Origin of the sequence: Pseudomonas sp. Leaf15, assembly GCF_001421425.1 — a bacterium.
Taxonomy (GTDB): Bacteria; Pseudomonadota; Gammaproteobacteria; order Pseudomonadales; family Pseudomonadaceae; genus Aquipseudomonas; species Aquipseudomonas salomonii.
Map to the genome: position 1 here is coordinate 87,535 of NZ_LMKI01000004.1, position 20,186 is coordinate 107,720.

Below are 20,186 nucleotides of genomic sequence, written 5' to 3' on the forward strand. Positions count from 1 at the left end.
TATCCCTGAATGCAATGAAGATGGCATCGGAATATAAGCAAGCGAACAGGCCTCAGACACAAGGTCGGGATGGCTGAGTGATATTTGGGAAGTTGCCTACATCGCCAGGAATAGACACCTACAAAAATGGCGAGGCTAGTGGCATTTGGTCACGGTTTTTAAAGGGCCAGCAGGGCACGTCTCTTTAAATTGCAGGACGTTTCCTAGACAATCCTTGCCGCCTTGTGCCTGCTCGAATCGATGGCTAGTCTGCGGCCCGTCACTGCTTATCAGTGATCGGGTTTAGTCGCCCGGATTTAGGAGTAGGCGCATCGTCCCATCAACGTTTTATGGTGGCTGTGCGCAGGGCGCCTTTGGGCGCGCCGGATGCTCCTGACCGGTCGACTAACCTGCGTACAGCTGCCACCCTACGTTTAGTCGCGAAGTGTGTCGGCTCCTTGATCATCCAGGAGCAACACCATGAAAAAAGTCGTCCCCGACCCACCCCGCAACACCGCCAAAGACCGCGCCGCCTTCAACCGCGCCATCGACCATTACCTACCCTCCAACGGGGTTCAAATCGAAGATTTAAGCTTCGAAGACGCCCTGCTCTACACCGCCAGCTTGCTCGACAGTGCTTCCGCTACCGCACTCAATTGCGGTGATTTGCTGGCCAGCCCGCAGCGCGCGAAGATTCTGGCGGTGTGGCATTTGCTGGAGGTGGCAAAGACCACGGTGGACCGCTCCATCGAGTGCCTTAAACCCACAGCCCCGCCTGCCCGCTCCCACAGTTGATCGGCTCTGTCAGTTAGATCGTTCCCACGCTCCCGCGTGGGAATGCAGCCCGTGACGCTCCGCGTCACACCTGCGCAGAACTTGAATACTGGGGGCGGGACGCGGAGCGTCCCAGGATGCATTCCCACGCAGAGCGTGGGAACGACCTGTGGTGGGGTTAGTGGCATTTGGTCATGGTTTTTAAAGGGCCAGCAGGGCGCGTCTCTTTAAATTGCAGGACGTTTCCTAGACAATCCTTGCCGCCTTGTGCCTGTTGGAATCGATGGCTAGTCTGCGATCCGTCACTGCTTATCAGTGATCGGGTTTAGTCGCTCGGTATTCCAAAAGGTGCATGGCCCTCCATGAGGTTTTATGGTGGCTGTGCGCAGGGCGCCCTCGGGTGCGCCGGTTTTTACCTTTTGGTCCGGTCGACTAACCTGCGTACAGCCGCCACCCTACGTTTAGTCGCGAACGGTTCGGCTCCTTGAATCCAAAAGGTAGCTAAACAATGAAAAAAGTCGTCCCCGACCCACCCCGCAACACCACCAAAGATCGCGCCGCCTTCAACCGCGCCATCGACCATTACCTGCCCTCCAACGGTGTTCAAATCGAAGACCTGAGCTTCGAAGACGCCCTGCTCCACACCGCCAGCTTGCTCGACAGTGCTTCAGCTACTGCACTCAACTGCGGTGATTTGCTGGCCAGTCCCCAGCGAGCGAAGATTCTGGCGGTGTGGCATTTGCTGGAGATGGCCAAGACCACCGTGGATCGCTCCATCGAGTGCCTTAAACCCACAGCCCCGCCTGCCTGAACGCAATAAAAACGGTGGGAGCGGCGGTGCGACGATTCGACTTGCTCGCGAATGCGGTGGGTCAGCCCCCGAGATGCTGACTGAACCACTACATTCGCGAGCAAGCCCGCTCCCACATTTGACCTGCGTCATTTAATAGGCCTCATCACATTTGTTAACCGTTTATTTGACGTTTTTTTCTCATCTGCGCCTCTACATTCGCCGCGCCCCAACATGCAAATGATTCCTATTGGTCTAGTCTCAATCGACCCCTCACGGGCTTCCCGTGCCTACATAAAAACCGGAGCATTCAACGTATGGCTTCCCGTCTACCCTCGTTCCTCACTAAAGCCCTGCTCGCCACTGCATTGGTTGGCGCCGGGCAGGTGTATGCCGCCGACACGGCGGGCATCGTGGTGTACAACGCCCAGCACGAAAGCCTGACCAAGGCCTGGGTTGAAGGCTTCACCCAGGAAACCGGGATTCCGGTGACGATCCGTAATGGCGACGACACCGAGATGGGCAACCAGCTCGTGCAGGAAGGTGCAGCCTCGCCGGCCGACGTGTTCCTCACCGAAAACTCCCCGGCCATGGTGCTGGTGGACAATGCCGGGCTGTTCGCACCAGTAGCGCCGAGCACGTTGGAACAAGTGGACGCCGCCTACCGCCCCGCCCACGGCAAGTGGCTGGGCATCGCCGCACGTTCGACGGTGTTCGTATACAACCCGAGCAAACTCAAAGAAGCCGAGCTGCCAAAGTCCCTGCTGGACCTGGCCTCGCCAAGCTGGAAAGGCCGCTGGGCTGCCTCACCGGCCGGTGCCGACTTCCAGGCCATCGTCGCCGCCGTGTTGGAACTCAAAGGCGAAGCCGCCACCCTCGACTGGCTCAAGGCGATGAAAGCCAACGCGAGCATCTACCGGGGCAACAGCGCGGTGCTTAAAGCCGTCAACGCCGGCCAGGTCGACAGCGGCGTGATCTACCACTACTACAGCTTTGTCGACCAATCCAAGACCGGCGAAAACAGCAAGAACACCCAGTTGCACTACTTCAAACACCAGGATCCAGGCGCCTTTGTGAGCATCTCCGGCGCCGGTGTATTGGCCTCCAGCAAGCATAAAGAAGAAGCCCAGGCGTTCTTGAAGTGGATCACCGGCAAAGATGGTCAGGCGATCCTCAAGGACGGCAACTCGTTCGAATATGCCGTGGGCCAGGGCGCACAGTCCAACCCCAAGCTGACACCGCTGGCCCAGCTGGACGCGCCGAAAGTGGACGCCTCCAAGCTCAACAGCAAAAAAGCGGTCGAGCTGATGACCCAAGCCGGACTGCTCTGATTGCTGCCTGAACCTTTAGCTCCCGCCTTGACGCAGGCGCAACCGCGTAAACGCGCCCACGGTTTGTTTAAAAGCCGTGGGGGCACCTGGGTCACCAGTTTGTCAGTAGTGGTGTCGCTGCTGGCGCTGCTGCCCATTGCGTTTGTGATCGGCGTGTCCTGGCAAATCGGCTGGGCGCAGATTGAAGCGCTGGTGTGGCGTCCGCGTGTGGGTGAACTGCTGGTCAACACCGTGTTGCTGGTGGTGTTCACCCTGCCCTTATGCGTGGTGCTGGGCATTGCGCTGGCGTGGCTGACCGAGCGCACCAACCTGCCAGGGCGCCGTGTGTGGTCGCTGCTGGCGGTTGCGCCGCTGGCGGTGCCGGCGTTTGTGCACAGTTACGCCTGGGTCAGCCTGGTGCCGTCGATGCATGGTTTGCCCGCCGGCGTGCTGGTCTCGGTGATTGCCTATTTCCCGTTTTTGTACTTGCCGGTAGCGGCGACCTTGCGCCGGCTCGACCCTGCCATTGAAGACGTGGCCGAGTCCCTGGGCCTCAAGCCCTGGGCGGTTTTTTTTCGCGTGGTGCTGCCGCAGTTGCGCCTGGCGATCTGCGGCGGCGCACTGCTGGTGGGCCTGCATTTACTCGCCGAATACGGCTTGTACGCGATGATTCGTTTCGATACGTTCACCACCGCGATTTTCGATCAGTTCAAATCCACCTTTAACGGCCCCGCCGCCAACATGCTCGCGGCGGTGCTGGCGTTGTGTTGTTTGGCGATGCTCACGGCGGAATCCGCCGCTCGCGGGCATGCGCGTTATGCGCGGGTCGGCTCCGGCAGCGCCCGCGAGCAACGTATTGTCAGCCTGCGCACGCGCACCACGCTGCTCGCCCTTGGCCTGCAAGGGCTGACCTGCGCGCTGGCCCTGGGTGTGCCGCTGATCACCCTGGGCAAGTGGCTGATCGCCGGGGGCCGCGAGGTCTGGCAGTTCAACGAACTGCTGCCCGCGCTGGAGCAGACCGTGCTGCTCGGGGTGGCCGGCGCCGTGCTCACCACCTGCGCGGCGGTGCCAATCGCCTGGCTGTCGATTCGGGCGCCAGGGCGTTTGCAGCGCATCCTGGAAAGCTGCAACTACATCACCAGCTCGTTGCCCGGCATTGTGGTGGCGCTGGCCTTGGTCACAGTGACCATTCATTTCGCCCGGCCGATCTACCAGACCACCATCACCGTGCTGCTCGCCTATTTGCTGATGTTCCTGCCACGGGCGCTGGTGAGCCTGCGCGCGGGTATCGCCCAGGCGCCGGTAGAACTGGAAAACATGGCGCGCAGCCTCGGCCGTTCGCCGGGCCGCGCCCTGTGGCTGATCACGTTGCGGCTGGCCGCGCCCGCTGCAGCTGCGGGGGCGGCGCTGGTGTTCCTGGCGATCACCAACGAGCTGACCGCCACCTTGTTGCTGGCGCCTAACGGCACGCGCACCCTGGCCACCGGTTTCTGGGCACTGACCAGCGAAATCGACTACGCCGCTGCCGCACCTTACGCGCTGATCATGATTCTGCTGTCACTGCCGTTAACCGGCCTTCTCTACCATCAATCCAAACGCACGGCAGGCCGATGAACGCCCTCGAACTCCACGCCCTCTGCAAGACCTTCGGCAACCAGCGCGCCCTGGCAGACGTCTCCCTGGCAGTGCCCACGGGCAGCCGCACGGTGATCGTCGGCCCTTCGGGCTCGGGCAAGACCACCTTGCTGCGCATGATCGCCGGCTTTGAATTCCCCGACACCGGCAGCCTCACGCTCAACGGTCAGGTATTGGTCGACGCCACCCACGCGGTGCCGGCCCACCAGCGCCAGATCGGCTATGTGCCGCAGGATGGCGCGCTGTTCCCGCACATGACGGTGGCCGACAATATCGGCTTTGGCCTCGCCACCCAAGGTGAAGCCCGGCACACGCGCATCGCCGAACTGATGGACAGCGTGGCCCTCGACGCCAACATGGCCCGGCGCTGGCCCCATGAACTGTCTGGCGGCCAGCAGCAACGTGTGGCACTGGCCCGGGCTTTGGCCCAGCAGCCAAGGCTGATGTTGCTGGATGAGCCGTTTTCCGCGCTGGACACCGGCCTGCGCTCGGCCATGCGCAAAATGGTCGCGCGGCTGCTGAGCGACGCGGGCATCACCACGATCCTGGTCACCCATGATCAAAGTGAAGCGCTGTCGTTTGCCGATCAGTTGGCGGTGATGCGCCAGGGGCTCCTGGTGCAGTCGGGCCACCCGATGGACCTGTATCAATACCCGGTCGATGAGCAGACCGCGTTGTTCCTCGGCGAAGCCGTGGTGATGCCCGCCCGCATCGAAGCCGGCTGGGCGCATTGCGGGCTCGGCCGGGTGCCGGTGGACAGCAAGGCCGACCACGCAGCAACACGGATCATGCTGCGCCCGGAGCAATTGCAGCTGAGTACCACCGACCTGTCGGGCTGCCGTGGTGTCGTGACCGAGCGCGAATTTGGCGGCAATACCTGCACGTTGACCGTGGTGTTGCAGCCTGCCGAGGATGAACCGGGCCAGGCGATTCTGGTGCGCAGTTCCGGCCTGCAAGCCCCGCCCACCGGCAGTGTGGTGCACCTCACGACACTCGGCACGGCGCATGTATTGAAAAAACCCCAGGCCCTCAGTCTCAGCTAAGTGTCGGGGCTTACCTTCTCCCCTGCGCCAACCACTGCGCAGTCAAGGAGAGGTAACCCCGATGAATGCCACAGCAGCCCGTTGGCTGAACAAAGTACCCGAGGTGACGCTGTCATTCTGGGTGATCAAGATACTGTCCACCACCGTGGGCGAAACCGGCGCGGATTACCTCGCCGTGGATGCAGGCTTCGGCGCCGGCTGGACCAGCTTCGGCATGGCCGCTTTGCTGGGGCTCGCGTTGTTCTGCCAACTGCGCACCAAGGCCTACACGCCGTGGATCTACTGGCTGACGGTGGTGCTGGTGAGCATTGTCGGCACACAGATCACCGATATCCTCACCGATAAGCTCGACGTCAGCCTGTACACCAGCACGGCGATTTTTTCGGTGTTGCTCGCACTTAACTTCATGGCCTGGTATCGCACCGAGCGCAGCCTGTCGATCCGCGACATCGTGACCCCACGGCGCGAGTGGTTCTACTGGACCACCGTGCTGTGCACCTTCGCTTTAGGCACCGCCGCCGGTGACCTGGCCACCGAAGCCCTGGGCCTGGGCTTTACCCTGGGCGCGGTGATTTTCGCCGGTTTAATCGGCGTGACACTGCTGGCCTGGCGCCTGGGCGTCAACAGCGTGCTGACCTTCTGGATCGCTTACATCCTCACTCGCCCGTTCGGCGCCTCCCTCGGCGACCTGCTCACCCAAGCCAAGACGTACGGCGGCCTGGGCATGGGCGCCAGTTGGACCAGCGCGTTGTTCTTGTGCGTGATCGTGTTGCTGGTGGCCGTGGCGCAAATCAGCGTCGGCAACCGTAAAACCCTGACTCAATAAATTCTCACTCCAAGGAAACTGCCATGAGCAAAGTTCGCAATGTGATCCGCCACGCCGCCATTGTTTCAGCGATTTTCATGCTGGGCATCGCCACCGGTTGTTCCAAGCCGGCTGACAAACCTGCCAGCGCGGCCAACCCCACCAGCAGCCAGCGCCATGCGTCGCAACTGGGTGATCTGTCGGCGTTTCGTAACATCGCGGTAGACGTTTCCGGTCTTGTCGCCAAGAACGACCTGGCAGGCGCCAAAGCTCGCATCAAAGACCTGGAAAGCAGCTGGGACAGCGCTGAGGCCGGGATCAAGCCACGTGCCGCCAACGACTGGCACGTGCTCGACAAAGCCATCGACCGCGCCCTCTCGGCCCTGCGTGACGGCAACCCGAACCAGGCAGAGTGCAAAGCCTCGATGGACGACCTGCTCAAGACCTTCGACCTGATGAAAGGCTGATATCGGACAAATACCTGCCCAGGTGCTTCAATACACACGCGGCGATCATCTCGCCGCGTGTGCTTTTTGTGCGGAGAGACTTATGCGAATACTGCTAGTCGAGGACGACCCGATGATTGGCGATGCGATCCAGCGTGCGCTCAGCGACGCGAGCTATGCCGCCGACTGGGTCAAGAATGGCCTCACCGCCCTCGCCGCAGTCGACACCCATCCCTACGACCTGGTGCTGCTCGACCTTGGCCTGCCCGGCAAGGATGGCCTCGACGTGCTGGACACGATTCGCGCACGCAACAACCCCGTGCCCTTGCTGATTATCACCGCCCGCGACAGCCTCGACGACCGCCTGCGGGGCCTTGACGGCGGCGCCGATGATTACTTGCTCAAGCCCTTCGATATACCGGAACTGCTCGCACGCATCCGCGCCGTACTGCGGCGTAAAGGCGGCAGCGCCCAGTCGTTGCTGGGCAATGGCGTGGTGACGCTGAACCTGCTGACCAAGCAGGCGAGTGTGCAAGACCAGAGTGAAATCGCCCTTTCCAGTCGCGAATTTGCGCTGCTGCAGGCGCTGCTGATTCGCCCCGGCGCCATCCTTTCGCGCAGCGAGCTGGAAGACCGCTTGTATGGCTGGGGCAATGAGGTGGAAAGCAACGCCATTGAATTCCTGATTCACGCCCTGCGGCGCAAATTGGGCACTCACGTGATCAAGAACGTCAGGGGCATGGGATGGATGGTTTCAAAAAGCGTCTGAGTGAATCGGTGCAACTGCGCCTGTCGGTGGCGCTGTCCCTCGCTATTTTGCTGGTGGCCTTGGTGGCCAGCGTGTTCGCTTTTGTCTCGGCGTTTGAAGAAACCCACGAACAGCAGGACGCCACCTTGCGCCAGGTGGCGATGCTGTATGACCGCCAGCACATGACCCTGCAATACCCACAAGGCCCGGCGCTAAAAGGCGATGACGAAGAAACCCGGGTGATCATCCAGCACCTGAGTGACAGCCCACCGGCCACGGGCACCACGGATGAAGCCCTGCCTTTGCCGTTTCCGGCCAGCATCGCCGATGGCCTGTCTACCGTTGCGGTGGCCGGCGAAAATTTTCGTGTGCTGGTGCACACCACCGCCCGTGGTGAACGCATCGCCGTGGCCCAGGAATCCGATGCCCGCGACAAGGACGCCCGCGAAAGCGCATGGCGCAGTTTGTTGCCATTCCTGATTCTGTTTCCGGTGTTGTTACTGGTGGTTGGCGATCTGGTGCGCAAGTTGTTTCGCCCCATTGGCGTGCTTGCCGCAGAGATCGACCAACGGGCCGAGCAGGAATTGCACCCGATTGAAGAGCAGCACCTGCCCAGCGAAGTGCGCCCGTTTGTGGTCGCGATCAATCGCCTGCTGGCGCGCGTCGGGCAGTCGATGGACAGCCAGCGGCGCTTTGTCGCCGATGCCGCCCATGAACTGCGTTCACCGATGACCGCCCTGGCGCTGCAAGCCGACCGGCTGGCCGCCACCGAGCTGTCGCCCGTCAGCCGCGAGCGGTTTGAGCCGCTGTCACGCGGCATTCAACGCGGGCGCACATTGATTGATCAATTGCTGAGCCTGGCGGCGGCGCAGTCGGCGTCTGAGCGGGCGCAAACCACACTGTCGGTGCATACCGTGTACCGCCAGATACTGGAAGATTTGCTGCCGTTGGCCGAGAGCAAACAGATCGATATCGGCGTTGAAAGCACCCAGGATGTGCAGGTGACGTTCAACGAATTGGACCTGTTTACGCTGGTGAAAAACCTGGTGGATAACGCCATTCGCTATACCCCGCCGGGGGGGCGAATCGACCTGTCGGTGGCGCTGACCGCCGACGGCGCTCAACTGCAAATCAAGGACTCCGGCCCCGGCATTACGCTGGAGGAACAGGCGCGCGTGTTCGATCCGTTCTATCGCAGCCTGGGCACCGACGAGGCCGGCTCCGGGCTTGGACTCTCGATCGTCAAGGCGATTGCCGATCGCACAGGCGCACGGGTGCAACTCGCGTTTACTGACGCCCTTGCGCAACAGGGCTTGTGTGTCACGGTGTGGCTGGCGAAGTAACGCGCAGTTTTTTCTGACGTAGATATTGCCCAACAGAACTAAAAGTCCATAATGGACAAATTAGTTTATCTGCGGAGATTGCCATGTCCAGCACGCCCCTTGTCATGAATCAGGCCCAGGCCCGTGAATGGCTTGCCCAGGTCGATGTGCCCCACATCCTGCACAAGCTGTTCCGCGACCTGGCGGCCGGGCTGGCGGTGCAGCCGGCGCAGCAGCTGGTGGAGTTCCCGCACGGGGCCGGCGACTTTATCAACTACCTGGGCGTGCTGGCCGACGAGGGCGTGTATGGGGTCAAGACGTCGCCCTACATCGTGCGCGAGCAAGGCCCGCTGGTGACGGCCTGGACGTTGTTGATGTCGATGCACACCGGCCAGCCGCTGTTGTTGTGCGATGCGGCCGAGCTGACCACCGCACGCACCGCTGCCACCACCGCATTGGCGGTGGACGTGCTGGCGCCTGCTGCCGCGCGGCGCCTGGCGATAATCGGCAGTGGCAAGGTGGCCCAGGCGCACCTGCACTACGTGCGCAACCTGCGCGACTGGCAGCAGATTCGCCTGTATTCACCGAGCCTGGGCCACGCCAGCGTCGACACCCTCGCCCACCTCAAAGGCCTGGACCCGCGCCTGACCCTGGCCGACAGCTGTGACAGCGCCGTAGAAGACGCCGATGTGATCCTGCTGTGTACCTCTTCGGCCGGCCCGGTGCTCGACCCGGCGCGTTTGCGCAAGCCCGCGCTGATTACCTCCCTCAGCACCAATGCGCCACGCGCCCATGAAGTGCCACCCGCCAGCCTGCACGGTATGCACGTGTTCTGCGACTATCGCCAGACCACGCCGGGCGCGGCCGGGGAAATGCTGATCGCCGCCGAGCAACACGGTTGGGACAAGCGCGCCATGGTCGGCGACCTGCCGGAGTTGCTCTGTGACATGGCGCAGCGCCCGGAGTATGACCGCCACGTGTTTTTCCGCTCGATCGGCCTCGGCCTGGAAGATGTCGCACTGGCCAATGCCCTGTACCTAACCCAGCGCTAATCATTGTTTAAGGAGATGTTTATGAGCCATGCAGACTTCATCATCATCGGCGGCGGCATTGCCGGTGCATCCACGGGGTTCTGGTTGTCGCAGCATGGCAAAGTGTTGGTGCTGGAGCGCGAAAACCACCCGGCCTATCACTCCACCGGGCGCTCGGCGGCGCTCTACACCGCGGCCTATGGCACGCCGCAGGTGCGTGCGTTGACCCTGGCCAGCCGTGCATTTTTTGATAACCCGCCGGCAGGCTTCTGTGAGCACCCGTTGCTGACGCCACGCGGGGAGATCACCGTGGACTTCAGCGGCGACCCGGCAGAACTGGAACGCCAATACCAGAGCGCCAAGGCCACAGTGGCGCAGGTGGAACGGCTGAGTGTCGATGAGGCCTGTGCACGGCTGCCGATTTTGCGTCGCGAAAAAGTCCACGGGGCCATCTTCGACCCGACCGCCAGCGACATCGACACCGATGCGTTGCACCAGGGCTATTTGCGCGGTATCCGCCGCCACCACGGTGAAGTGCGTACCGACAGCCATGTGCTGGCCCTGAGCCGTGACGCCGACGGCCTGTGGCAGGTGCGCACCCAGGATGCGACCTACACCGCGCCGATCATCATCAACGCCGCCGGCGCCTGGGCCGATCATATCGGCGGGCTCGCCGGCGCGGCGTCCATCGGCCTGCAGCCCAAGCGGCGCTCGGCGTTTATCTTCGCCGGGCCAGAGGGCCTCGACACGCATGCGTGGCCGATGCTGGTGGCGCTGGACGAAGCCTTCTACATGAAGCCCGATGCAGGCATGTTCCTCGGCTCGCCGGCCAACGCTGACCCGGTCGAACCCCAGGATGTACAGCCCGAAGAGCTGGACATTGCCATGGGCATCTACCAGATCGAAGAAGCCACCACGTTGACCATCCGCCGCCCGACCCGCACCTGGGCCGGGCTGCGCAGTTTTGTGCCTGATGGTGATTTGCTCGCGGGCTTCGATCCGCAGGTGCCGGGGCTGTTCTGGGTGGCGGCGCAAGGCGGTTATGGCATCCAGACCTCACCGGCCATGGGCCAGGCCAGCGCGGCGCTGGTGCGTGGCGCGCCTTTGCCGGAGCCACTGACACGGTTTGGCCTGGACGCTGGTATGCTCTCGCCCGTCCGCCTGGAGCCGCATTGATGAGCATTGCCGAACAAGAAAACGTTGTGCAGAACTTCCGGGCGATCGCCGATGCGATCGCCACACTGTTCTTTCCCCACGCCGAAGTGGTGCTGCATGACTTGCGCACGCAAAAGGTCGATTACATCGCCAACAACCTGTCGAAACGGGCCATTGGTGACGACTCGTCGCTGGAGGACATGCTCAGCGATGACATCAGCGAAGTGAATATCGGCCCGTACGAAAAGCTCAACTGGGACGGTCAGAAAATCCGCAGCCTGAGCACGGTGCTGCATGATCACAAAGGTCGTCGGCTGGCGGTGCTGTGCATCAACCTGAATATCTCGTTGTTCGAAAACGCCAAGGCGGCGCTGGACCTGTTCCTGTCGCCGAGCAAGCTGATCCCGCAGCCGGATTCACTGTTTCGTGATGACTGGCAGGAGCGCATTAATACCTTTTTGCATGCCTGGATGCGTGAGCGTCAGCTGAGCCTGAACCTGCTGACCCGCGACCATAAGCGTGAACTGGTGCTGGCGTTGCATGCCGAGGGCGCGTTCAAGGGCAAGAGCGCGTCGAACTATGTGGCGAATGTGCTGGGGATGGGGCGGGCGACGGTGTACAAGCACCTTAAGGAATTGAAGGGCTGAGCAAGCCGTCTTGGCGCACTGCTGATCAAATGTGGGAGCTGGCTTGTGTGGGAGCTGGCTTGCCTGCGATGCAGACAACTCGGTCCATCCATTGCACCGAGGTGATGCTATCGCAGGCAAGCCAGCTCCCACAGTTGACCGAGTATGGCTCTACTGTTGCTGTTTCACGCTCAGTCGCCGTAGATATCGGACTTGAAATACTGCTGTGAAATCTTCTGATATTCGCCATTTGCGCGGATGCCGTCGATTGCCGTATTCAACGCGCTAACCAGTTCGGTGTTGCCCTTGCGCACCGCGATTCCGGCGCCCTCGCCCACGTATTTAGGGTCTTTGAGTTCCGGGCCGACGAAGGCGTAGCCCTTGCCACGCGGCATCGACAGGAAGTCACTCAACGGGATGGTGTCGGCAAAGATCGCATCCAGGCGCCCCGAGGCCAAATCCATGTAGATCTCTTCGTTATTGCTGTAACGCTTGACGTTGATGCCCTTGGGCTCGAACACCTCGGTGGCATAGCGGTCGGTGGTGGTGGCGCGCTGCACGCCAATGGTCTTGCCCTTGAGGCTGGCGTACTGGTCATCCACCACCGCGCCGTCCTTCATCACCAGGCGCGAAGAGGTGAAGTAATACTTGTGGGTGAAATCCACCGACTTCTTGCGATCTTCGTTGATGGTCATGGACGACAGGGCCATGTCGATTTTCTTCACTTTAAGCGAAGGAATCAGGCCGTCGAACTCACCTTCTACCCACACGCACTTGACCTTCATCTGCGCGCACAGGGCGTTACCGATATCGTAGTCGAAGCCCGTGATCTTACCCTCTTGCGTCTTGGACGCGAACGGCGGGTACGCCGCCTCGATGCCGATGCGCAGGGGTTTGTCGGCCGCCAGCACGTGGCTGGACGCAATCAGGCTCAGGCTCAGGGCCAGTGTCAGGGGCAATGCGGTGATAAGCGTGCGTTTCTTCATGATCGTTGTCTCGCAAGTTGTTGTTGGTTTGGCAAGAAGTGAAGAACGAAGGTGGCCGGAAGAACATATTCTGTACTTATAATTCCATATTGGACTTTTGTGTATTGATCGTCAATCCGCCTGTTTCATCCACGCCGGCTCCATGAAATCTCCCATGAAGCTCCATACCCATTGGGTACACTGAGCGTCCAGAGACGGCGATAAAGGCTTGAGGTTTGTATGTTTCGAACCCTAACGGCGAGCATCCTGATGATGTCCTCTTCATTGGCTGCGGCGGTGGATGCAGCAGCCCTCAGCCGCGAACAAAGCATGGCCGTTGACCGCTATGTCGCCGCCGAAATGACCCGGCAGGGCTTGCCGGGGCTGGCCTTGGGGATTTATCGAAACGGCCGCGTCGTGCTCGCCAAGGGCTATGGCCTGGCGAACGTCGAGCTCAATGTGCCGATGAGCGCAGACAGCGTGCTGCAGTCCGGCTCGGTGGGTAAGTCCTTCACCGCAACGGCGGTGATGCACATCGTCGGCACCCAGAAAAACTTCAGTGCCGGCAGCTTGCAGACCACCGGGCACCCCCTGGACCTGGCGGTCAACGGCCGGGGCTTTTTCCAGATATTGCAAGCGGATGGCACCACCGGCTATACCCGCGACGGCACCTTTCACTTGAACGCCATCGGCCAGGTCGTGACGGCCAGCGGGTTCACGCTGGAGCCGGCCATCGTGGTGCCGGACAACGCCAAGACCTTTACCGTGGGCCAGGATGGCACAGTCTCCATTACCGTGGCGGGCAACCCTGCTGCGCAAGTGATCGGCAACCTGCAAACCGCCGATTTCATCAACCCGGCCGGCCTGCAAGCGATCGGCAATAACCTGTTCCTGGAAACCGCTGCCAGCGGCGCGCCCCAGGTCGGTACGCCGGGGCTCAACGGCTTCGGCACCGCCCTGCAATGCACGCTGGAAACGTCGAACGTGAGCACCGTCGAAGAGATGGTGAATATGATCACCACACAACGCGCCTATGAAATGAACTCAAAAGTGATTTCCACGGCCAACCAGATGCTGGGCGCCCTCACGCAGAAGCTTTGATCACCCCTTGAAATGTGGCCATGGACGGCACAGAGAAAGAACCCCCAGCAACACCGTTTTTTTCAGCTAAAGTCCTACGCAACGCGTCGGCAGCGTCCGACATGACAAACATGAATCGGCTGTTTCTAATACTCCACCTTTACTGGATGAACAGGATCTTCTGCATGCCCAAGGTGAGTCGCTGCCCGGCATGCATTCCCGCCAGCGGGACAAGGCGCTGCAATTTTTAAAGCCCGAACACGAGCCAAAGGAAGGCGTTCATGGCAATCACGCAAAACACCCGGCTGGCACAGGTCGACAGCCCTCTGGGCAACGATGTCCTGCTGCTGCAGAGCATGACAGGCAGCGAAGAGCTGGGGCGCCTATTCCACTATGAGTTGGAACTGACCTGCGAAGACCGAGCTATCCAGTTCGATCAGATACTGGGCAAGCCCATCGGCCTGACCCTGGAACTGTACGGCGGCGCCCAACGCTACTTCCACGGCATTGCCAGCAGTTGCCGGCAAAAAACCGGTCACGGCCAGTTTGCGGGTTACCGCGTCAGCCTGCGGCCTTGGTTCTGGCTACTCACGCGCACCTCGGACTGCCGGATTTTCCAGAACAAAACGGTGCCGGACATCATCAAGGAGGTCTTTCGCGACCTCGGGTTCTCCGATTTTGAAGACGGCCTGAGCGGCACCTACCGCGAGTGGGAGTATTGCGTGCAGTACCGCGAAACCAGCTTCGACTTCGTCAGCCGGCTGATGGAGCAGGAAGGCATCTATTATTACTTTCGCCATGAAAAGACCCGCCATGTACTGGTGTTAGCCGACGCTTATGGTGCCCACTCCACGGCGCCGGACTACGCCTCGGTGCCCTTCTACCCTGCCGACCAGCAAATGCGCGAGCGCGATCACTTCTACGATTGGCAAATGGCGCAAGAAGTACAACCCGGTTCGCTGGCGCTGAACGACTATGACTTTCAACGCCCGCGCGCCAGCCTGGAAGTGCGCTCCATTGTGCCGCGCAGCCACAGCAACGCCGATCATGCGCTCTACGACTACCCGGGCGAATACGTCCAGTGCAACGACGGTGAGCAATATGCACGAACGCGTATTGAAGCCATACACAGCCAGTTCGAGCGTGTGCAGTTACGCGGCTGTGCCCGCGGCCTGGGCTGCGGCCATCTGTTCAACCTGACCGGCTACGACCGTACAGACCAGAACCGCGAATACCTGGCGGTGCTCGCACGTTATCAAATCCGCCAGGACCCCTATGAAAGCGGGCAGGCAACCTTGGCCGAACAGTTCATCAGTGAGCTGGACTGCATGGACGCCAGCCAAGTCTTTCGCCCTCTCCCGCTCACCCCCAAACCCATCGTGCGCGGGCCGCAGACCGCCGTGGTGGTCGGCCCCGGTGGCGAGGAGATCTGGACCGACCAATACGGCCGGGTCAAAGTGCATTTCCACTGGGATCGCCACGACCACTCCAACGAAAACAGCTCCTGCTGGATTCGCGTGTCCCAGGCGTGGGCCGGCAAAAACTGGGGGGCCATGCACATCCCGCGTATCGGACAGGAAGTGATCGTCAGCTTTCTCGAAGGTGATCCGGATCGCCCGATCATTACCGGGCGTGTCTACAACGCCGAACAGACAGTGCCCTACGCGCTGCCGGCCAATGCCACCCAAAGCGGGGTGAAAAGCCGTTCAAGCAAGGATGGCTCACCGGCCAACTTCAATGAAATCCGCATGGAAGACAAGAAAGGCGCGGAGCAACTGTTCATTCACGCCGAGAAGAACCAGGACATCGAGGTCGAGAACGACGAAACCCACTGGGTCGGCCATGACCGCAGCAAGACCGTCGACAACGACGAGACCGTGCACGTCAAACACGACCGTACTGAAACCGTGGGCAACAACGAAACCATTACCATCGGGGTGAACCGTACCGAAGAAGTGGGCAGCAACGAGACCATCACCATTGGCGTCAATCGCACCGAGCAGGTGGGTAGCAACGAGACCATCACCATAGGCGCGGACCGCACGGAAACGGTCGGCGCCAACGAAAAAATCACCATCGTCGGCAACCGCACCGAAGACGTGGGCGGCAACGAGATCCTGCACGTCACGGGCAACCGTGGCGAAACGGTCATCGGCAACGAGGGTATCGGCATCAACGGCAACCAAGGCACCCTGATCGGCCAGAACGAATTCCGCGACGTCGCCCAGAACCGCACCACTGGCATCAAGCAGAACGACAGCCTGAACGTTGGCAAGCACTTCGTACTCACCGCCGGCGATTCCATCAGCCTGACCACGGGCGCGGCCAGCATCACCCTGAAGAAGGACGGGACCATCATGATTCGCGGCAAGAACATCACCCTTAACGGTTCCGGTGCCATCAGCCTCAAGGCCATCAAGAACGTGGTGATCAAAGGGCAGAAGATCCTGCAGAACTAGGACAGTGGAGGTATGTATATGACCGTTCAGCACCCGCTACCCACCCAGGCCCGTATCGACGCTGTGGTGATCGGCACCCTGCTCGATCTTCCGCACGCCGGTGCGCCCTTGGTCACCTATCCGGGTTGCCCGAGCCGCAGCGGCATCGTCGCGCGTTGCACCGCACGGCTGAGCCCGGCGGATATCGGCAGCCAAGTGGCGCTGATGTTCGAAGGCGGCGACCCGGCTTACCCGCTGGTGATCGGTCATCTGCTCAGCGCGCAGGCCTCAACGGCGCCCGTCGCCAGCGTACGGTTGGATGACCAGTGCCTTGCATTAAGCGCCGAACGCGAGATCGTGCTGCGTTGCGGCAAAGCCAGCATCACCCTGACCCGCGCGGGCAAAGTGATTATCCAAGGCGCCTACCTTTCCAGCCGTTCCAGCGGGGTCAACCGCATCAAGGGCGGCTCGGTGCAGATCAACTAGACAGGTATTCGGCCCTATGGAACTGCTCAACGCCAGCCAACTGATTGCGGCCTATACCCTGGGGATGGAGCGCGACGGCCGCGAATCCCTGGTCGTGGTGGCCAAGGGCACGTTCAACCTGCCGATGGACGGCCGCGCCGCGACCCTGGCGGACACCCAGCAACCGCTACTGATGGCCGACACCTTCCTCGGCGAACCCGGGCTCAGCGCGCCGCGCCAGGAAATGGACTTCGCCCCGACCAAGCGATTCTGCGATGTGCTGGTGTGTGGCAAGGCCTATGCACCCGGCGGGCGGCCAGTGACGCAGTTGACGGCGGGCATTCGGGTGGGGCGAATGAGCAAGGCCTTTTCGGTCCTGGGCCCGAGGCACTGGCAACCGGGGTTATTGGGTGTTTCGCCAAGCTCACCGCAGCCTTTTACCGAACAGCGCATCACCTACGACCAGGCCTACGGTGGTTCCCATCCAACGGTGAATGCCCCCCACCTGCGTGATTGCTACCTGGACAACCCCAGCGGTTGCGGCTGGTACCCGCGTGGCATGGACAGCGCGCATATCGTCGGCAGGCCAATGCCCAACACCGAGGAAGTGGGCAAGCCGATCGACAGTCACAGCGGCACCTTCCGCCCTATGGCCTTGGGCCCCATCGGCCGTAGCTGGCCACAACGCGCCCGCTTCGCCGGTACTTACGACGATGCCTGGCTGGCCGACTGCTTTCCGTTTCTACCCGGGGATTTCGACCCGCGCTACTTTCAGGCGGCCCCTGAGGACCAGCAGATTGATCACCTGCGCGGCGGTGAAGATGTGCTGCTGCTAAACCTCACTGCTCAAGAGCACGCAGGCTTTCGTATCCCTGAAATGGAGGTGCCGGTGACCTTCTTCCTGAAAAAAGGCGGCCATCAGACGGTGTCGGCGGTGATCGACACGTTGCTGATCGACACGGACGCCGGCCAGGTGCAATTGACCTGGCGGGTGTCCCGTGTGCTACGACGTAACGTGTTCGAGATTGCCCAGGTGCTGGTCGGCACCATGCCCACCGGTTGGTGGCGCGCCCGAGCACTGGGCAAGGACTATTACCCCTCGCTTGGCGCGTTGGTAAAAGCCAAACGTTCCCCCGAGGGGGCCCACGGATGAGCGCGCTGTGCATTATCGGCTCCGGCATGGTCAGCGCAGTTGGCCTCAGTGCACCGGCGAGCTGCGCGGCGATCCGCTGCGCCATCGACAATTTTCAGGAAACCCGCTTCATTGCCCGTGGCGGCGAATGGCTGGTTGCAGCCAGCGTACCGTTGGAACAACCCTGGCGGGGCCGCACCAAGTTGATCAAGATGGCCGCCCGCGCCATCGCCGAAGCACTGCAGAGCCGCCCCGACGTCGATCCGCAAGCAACTCCGCTGCTGCTGGGGGTAGCGGAGGCCGAGCGCCCCGGTCGCCTGCCCGGGCTGGACCAGGGGCTGCTGCACGCCATCGAAGACGAGCTGGGCCTGCGCTTTCATCCTGCCTCCGAGATCATCGCCCAGGGTCGGGTCAGCGCCGCCGTGGCCCTGCTGAACGCGCGTGCGCTGATCTACCAGGGCCGCCATCGCCATGTACTGATTGCCGGCGTCGATTCTTTCCTGAACGGTGCCACCCTGACCGCCTTCGAAGCACGCGAACGCCTGCTCACCGGTAAAAACTCCAACGGTTTTATCCCCGGCGAAGGTGCCGCCGCCGTGGTGCTGGCCGCCCCCGTTGCCAGCGAAACACCGCAATTGGTCTGCATCGGCCTGGGTTTCGGCCTGGAGCACGCCACAGTTGAGGCCGACGACATTCCGCTACGCGCCGAAGGCCTGACCCAGGCGGTCCGCGCCGCCCTGCGCGAAGCCGGCTGCGGGTTGGAGCAGATGGATTATCGGCTGACGGATATTTCCGGCGAACAGTATTACTTCAAGGAAGCCTCCCTGGCCCTGAGCCGGAGCCTGCGGGTACGCAAGGAGTTCTTCCACCTCTGGCACCCGGCCGACTGCATCGGCGAAGTCGGCGCCGCCATCGGCCCGGCGATGCTTGCTGTGGCACTGGCCGCCAGCCGCAAGGGCTACGGCGAAGGGCCGAACATCTTCTGCCACCTGGGCAACGACGCCGGCCAACGCGCCGCCGCGCTGCTCAGCTACCGCACCGTGGGGGCTGCCTGATGGCTAACCAAGTCTTTGCCAACAATATGGAAGTGTCCTGCAAGGCGGCCGACGGCAAGTCGATCGCGTGCTTTCCGGATGTGTGCTTTACCCCACCCTTGGCCCCGCCCACGCCGCTGGGCGTGCCCATCCCCTACCCCAACACCGGCCTGGCCAAGGACACGACCAAGGGCAGTCGAACCGTGAAGATCAGTGGTAAGGAAGTGATGCTCAAGGACCAGAGCTACTTCAAGACCAGCTATGGGGATGAGGCTGGCAATACGCCCAAAAAAGGCATCGTCACCAGCAAGATCAAGGGCAAGGTGTATTTCACCTCGTGGTCCATGGATGTGAAGTACGAAGGCAAGAACGTGGTGCGCCACATGGACCTGACCACCCACAACCATGCCTCCCAACCAGGTAATACCGTGCCCTGGCCCTATATGGACCGGATGGCACTCGCCAACGAGACAGCCCAGTGCAAAAGCGAGAAAAAGCAGGCGCAAACGGCTTGCAAGGACACCCCACAGGACAAGTTCTGCCCGGATATCGGCGCGCTGCGCACGGCGAGCAAAGCCAGGCAAGCCGCCAAGCGTGCAGCAGGCGACGGGTTTAAAGGCGACCCTGACTACCAACGCAAACACGCCGCCGTCCAAAGCGAGTATGGGTCCTTGGCAAAAGCCATCAACGATGACCCTTGCCAGCGGGCAATGCGCTGTTTTCTCGCCCCCTACAAGCCCCGTAAATGTTGCCCGGGACAAACCGGTGACCACCTCATCGACTCGGCGTCCTTTACAGACGGGCCGGCCTCTGCGGGCCAATCCAGAAACAAGCACCCGACAAAAGCCGGGTGGAGCAATTACAAGACCGACAAAGCCCCGGTGATGTGTGCAGAGGGGCCTAACCAAACCACGGCCACCCATGGCCAGTTGCATACCCGGCGCGGCGTGGTGGCGTTGCAGGAGGCGGATGCCAACGGTGAATGGCCAAGAGCCAAGGCAACGGAGACAGGGGCGCTGGCTGCCAAGAAAACCTTTCCGGACTCTGATTGTTCACAGGAGTGTTTGGAAGCTCAGTTGAACACGTATCACGACAAAGCGAAAGACCCGGGCAAGGAGCGGCCGATCAACGCCTGCGCGTCGATGACCAGTGATCAGCATGAGCGCGACAAGGCTTGGAATGAGATGCGCCCTGGTGATCTTAACCGTTAATTTACTCATATCAGGAAACCACCATGGACCCTCGAGACCCAATATTCAGCGGACTCAGCATTGGTACTGGAGTCGTTCGCTACTCAGACCTCAGCTATTTGATTACCACAAATGATCTCTCTATCAGCGAAGGTTACACGGGCTCGATACTGTTCAGCCTGGATCGTGGAAGTTGGTATACCAGCACAGTGCCATGG

19 protein-coding genes are annotated in these 20,186 nt (G+C 61.4%); 18 read left to right on the top strand and 1 reads right to left on the bottom strand.

What is annotated here, in order from left to right; translation table 11 throughout:
* The first annotated feature begins 459 nt into the window (after positions 1–459).
* The 12 genes from ASE80_RS05135 (at position 460) to ASE80_RS05190 (ending at position 11,685) form a co-directional block, all read left to right on the top strand.
* The gene (locus ASE80_RS05135; RefSeq protein ID WP_056857943.1) at positions 460–774 is read left to right on the top strand and encodes a DUF6124 family protein; all 315 of its coding nucleotides are present in this window, start codon (positions 460–462) and stop codon (positions 772–774) included.
* A 487-nt stretch (positions 775–1,261) separates the two neighbouring features.
* On the top strand, positions 1,262–1,564 hold the full coding sequence (locus ASE80_RS05140; RefSeq protein WP_056857944.1) for a DUF6124 family protein: 303 nt from the start codon (positions 1,262–1,264) through the stop codon (positions 1,562–1,564).
* 296 nt (positions 1,565–1,860) lie between these two features.
* Positions 1,861–2,874, top strand: coding sequence for an iron ABC transporter substrate-binding protein (locus ASE80_RS05145; RefSeq protein WP_056857945.1), 1,014 nt, complete (start codon positions 1,861–1,863; stop codon positions 2,872–2,874).
* 27 nt (positions 2,875–2,901) lie between these two features.
* Positions 2,902–4,467, top strand: coding sequence for an ABC transporter permease (locus ASE80_RS05150; RefSeq protein ID WP_056858074.1), 1,566 nt, complete (start codon positions 2,902–2,904; stop codon positions 4,465–4,467).
* Entirely contained in the window at positions 4,464–5,531 is a 1,068-nt protein-coding gene (locus ASE80_RS05155) for an ABC transporter ATP-binding protein (protein WP_056857946.1), read from the top strand. Before ASE80_RS05150 ends, ASE80_RS05155 begins: the two co-directional genes overlap by 4 nt.
* 61 nt (positions 5,532–5,592) lie before the next feature.
* A complete protein-coding gene (locus ASE80_RS05160; RefSeq protein WP_056857947.1) occupies positions 5,593–6,357 on the top strand; it encodes a COG4705 family protein in 765 nt (254 codons plus the stop codon).
* A gap of 23 nt (positions 6,358–6,380) precedes the next feature.
* Positions 6,381–6,803 carry a hypothetical protein gene (locus ASE80_RS05165; protein ID WP_056857948.1) on the top strand — a complete coding sequence of 141 codons (423 nt, stop codon included), beginning with the start codon at positions 6,381–6,383 and terminating at the stop codon, positions 6,801–6,803.
* Positions 6,804–6,885: 82 nt separating this feature from the next.
* Positions 6,886–7,551 carry a response regulator transcription factor gene (locus ASE80_RS05170; RefSeq protein ID WP_056857949.1) on the top strand — a complete coding sequence of 222 codons (666 nt, stop codon included), beginning with the start codon at positions 6,886–6,888 and terminating at the stop codon, positions 7,549–7,551.
* The gene (locus ASE80_RS05175) at positions 7,527–8,873 is read left to right on the top strand and encodes an ATP-binding protein (RefSeq protein ID WP_056857950.1); all 1,347 of its coding nucleotides are present in this window, start codon (positions 7,527–7,529) and stop codon (positions 8,871–8,873) included. Before ASE80_RS05170 ends, ASE80_RS05175 begins: the two co-directional genes overlap by 25 nt.
* Positions 8,874–8,956: 83 nt before the next feature.
* Positions 8,957–9,904 carry an ornithine cyclodeaminase family protein gene (locus ASE80_RS05180; protein ID WP_056857951.1) on the top strand — a complete coding sequence of 316 codons (948 nt, stop codon included), beginning with the start codon at positions 8,957–8,959 and terminating at the stop codon, positions 9,902–9,904.
* Between the two features lie 21 nt (positions 9,905–9,925).
* Entirely contained in the window at positions 9,926–11,059 is a 1,134-nt protein-coding gene (locus tag ASE80_RS05185; protein WP_056857952.1) for an NAD(P)/FAD-dependent oxidoreductase, read from the top strand.
* Positions 11,059–11,685, top strand: coding sequence for a helix-turn-helix transcriptional regulator (locus ASE80_RS05190; protein ID WP_056857953.1), 627 nt, complete (start codon positions 11,059–11,061; stop codon positions 11,683–11,685). Before ASE80_RS05185 ends, ASE80_RS05190 begins: the two co-directional genes overlap by 1 nt.
* Before the next feature lie 170 nt (positions 11,686–11,855).
* On the opposite strand, the gene ASE80_RS05195 is transcribed toward ASE80_RS05190, so the two are convergent.
* A complete protein-coding gene (locus ASE80_RS05195; protein ID WP_056857954.1) occupies positions 11,856–12,650 on the bottom strand; it encodes an ABC transporter substrate-binding protein in 795 nt (264 codons plus the stop codon).
* 309 nt (positions 12,651–12,959) lie between these two features.
* Here ASE80_RS05195 and flgG point away from each other — a divergent pair, with 309 nt between their 5' ends.
* The 6 genes from flgG to ASE80_RS05225 all read left to right on the top strand — a co-directional run bounded on the left by flgG (position 12,960) and on the right by ASE80_RS05225 (position 19,989).
* Entirely contained in the window at positions 12,960–13,730 is a 771-nt protein-coding gene (gene flgG / locus ASE80_RS05200) for a flagellar basal-body rod protein FlgG (RefSeq protein WP_082463566.1), read from the top strand.
* A 260-nt stretch (positions 13,731–13,990) separates the two neighbouring features.
* Complete coding sequence (locus tag ASE80_RS05205) at positions 13,991–16,168, top strand: type VI secretion system Vgr family protein (protein ID WP_056857955.1); 2,178 nt, start codon at positions 13,991–13,993, stop codon at positions 16,166–16,168.
* 18 nt (positions 16,169–16,186) lie between these two features.
* Complete coding sequence (locus tag ASE80_RS05210; RefSeq protein ID WP_056857956.1) at positions 16,187–16,633, top strand: DUF6484 domain-containing protein; 447 nt, start codon at positions 16,187–16,189, stop codon at positions 16,631–16,633.
* 16 nt (positions 16,634–16,649) lie between these two features.
* The gene (locus ASE80_RS05215) at positions 16,650–17,765 is read left to right on the top strand and encodes a DUF2169 family type VI secretion system accessory protein (RefSeq protein WP_056857957.1); all 1,116 of its coding nucleotides are present in this window, start codon (positions 16,650–16,652) and stop codon (positions 17,763–17,765) included.
* Positions 17,762–18,799, top strand: coding sequence for a 3-oxoacyl-ACP synthase (locus tag ASE80_RS05220; protein ID WP_056857958.1), 1,038 nt, complete (start codon positions 17,762–17,764; stop codon positions 18,797–18,799). Before ASE80_RS05215 ends, ASE80_RS05220 begins: the two co-directional genes overlap by 4 nt.
* Positions 18,799–19,989, top strand: coding sequence for a PAAR-like domain-containing protein (locus ASE80_RS05225; RefSeq protein ID WP_056857959.1), 1,191 nt, complete (start codon positions 18,799–18,801; stop codon positions 19,987–19,989). The genes ASE80_RS05220 and ASE80_RS05225 overlap by 1 nt, the downstream gene beginning before the upstream one ends.
* The last annotated feature ends 197 nt before the right edge of the window (positions 19,990–20,186 follow it).

What these genes read in the sequence shown, in the direction of transcription:
- ASE80_RS05135 (WP_056857943.1), top strand. Translation starts at nt 460, where the DNA reads ATGAAAAAAGTCGTCCCCGACCCACCCCGCAACACCGCCAAAGACCGC.
- ASE80_RS05140 (WP_056857944.1), top strand. Translation starts at nt 1,262, where the DNA reads ATGAAAAAAGTCGTCCCCGACCCACCCCGCAACACCACCAAAGATCGC.
- ASE80_RS05145 (WP_056857945.1), top strand. Translation starts at nt 1,861, where the DNA reads ATGGCTTCCCGTCTACCCTCGTTCCTCACTAAAGCCCTGCTCGCCACT.
- ASE80_RS05155 (WP_056857946.1), top strand. Translation starts at nt 4,464, where the DNA reads ATGAACGCCCTCGAACTCCACGCCCTCTGCAAGACCTTCGGCAACCAG.
- ASE80_RS05160 (WP_056857947.1), top strand. Translation starts at nt 5,593, where the DNA reads ATGAATGCCACAGCAGCCCGTTGGCTGAACAAAGTACCCGAGGTGACG.
- ASE80_RS05165 (WP_056857948.1), top strand. Translation starts at nt 6,381, where the DNA reads ATGAGCAAAGTTCGCAATGTGATCCGCCACGCCGCCATTGTTTCAGCG.
- ASE80_RS05170 (WP_056857949.1), top strand. Translation starts at nt 6,886, where the DNA reads ATGCGAATACTGCTAGTCGAGGACGACCCGATGATTGGCGATGCGATC.
- ASE80_RS05175 (WP_056857950.1), top strand. Translation starts at nt 7,527, where the DNA reads ATGGATGGTTTCAAAAAGCGTCTGAGTGAATCGGTGCAACTGCGCCTG.
- ASE80_RS05180 (WP_056857951.1), top strand. Translation starts at nt 8,957, where the DNA reads ATGTCCAGCACGCCCCTTGTCATGAATCAGGCCCAGGCCCGTGAATGG.
- ASE80_RS05185 (WP_056857952.1), top strand. Translation starts at nt 9,926, where the DNA reads ATGAGCCATGCAGACTTCATCATCATCGGCGGCGGCATTGCCGGTGCA.
- ASE80_RS05190 (WP_056857953.1), top strand. Translation starts at nt 11,059, where the DNA reads ATGAGCATTGCCGAACAAGAAAACGTTGTGCAGAACTTCCGGGCGATC.
- ASE80_RS05195 (WP_056857954.1), bottom strand. Translation starts at nt 12,650, where the DNA reads ATGAAGAAACGCACGCTTATCACCGCATTGCCCCTGACACTGGCCCTG.
- flgG (WP_082463566.1), top strand. Translation starts at nt 12,960, where the DNA reads ATGGCCGTTGACCGCTATGTCGCCGCCGAAATGACCCGGCAGGGCTTG.
- ASE80_RS05205 (WP_056857955.1), top strand. Translation starts at nt 13,991, where the DNA reads ATGGCAATCACGCAAAACACCCGGCTGGCACAGGTCGACAGCCCTCTG.
- ASE80_RS05210 (WP_056857956.1), top strand. Translation starts at nt 16,187, where the DNA reads ATGACCGTTCAGCACCCGCTACCCACCCAGGCCCGTATCGACGCTGTG.
- ASE80_RS05215 (WP_056857957.1), top strand. Translation starts at nt 16,650, where the DNA reads ATGGAACTGCTCAACGCCAGCCAACTGATTGCGGCCTATACCCTGGGG.
- ASE80_RS05220 (WP_056857958.1), top strand. Translation starts at nt 17,762, where the DNA reads ATGAGCGCGCTGTGCATTATCGGCTCCGGCATGGTCAGCGCAGTTGGC.
- ASE80_RS05225 (WP_056857959.1), top strand. Translation starts at nt 18,799, where the DNA reads ATGGCTAACCAAGTCTTTGCCAACAATATGGAAGTGTCCTGCAAGGCG.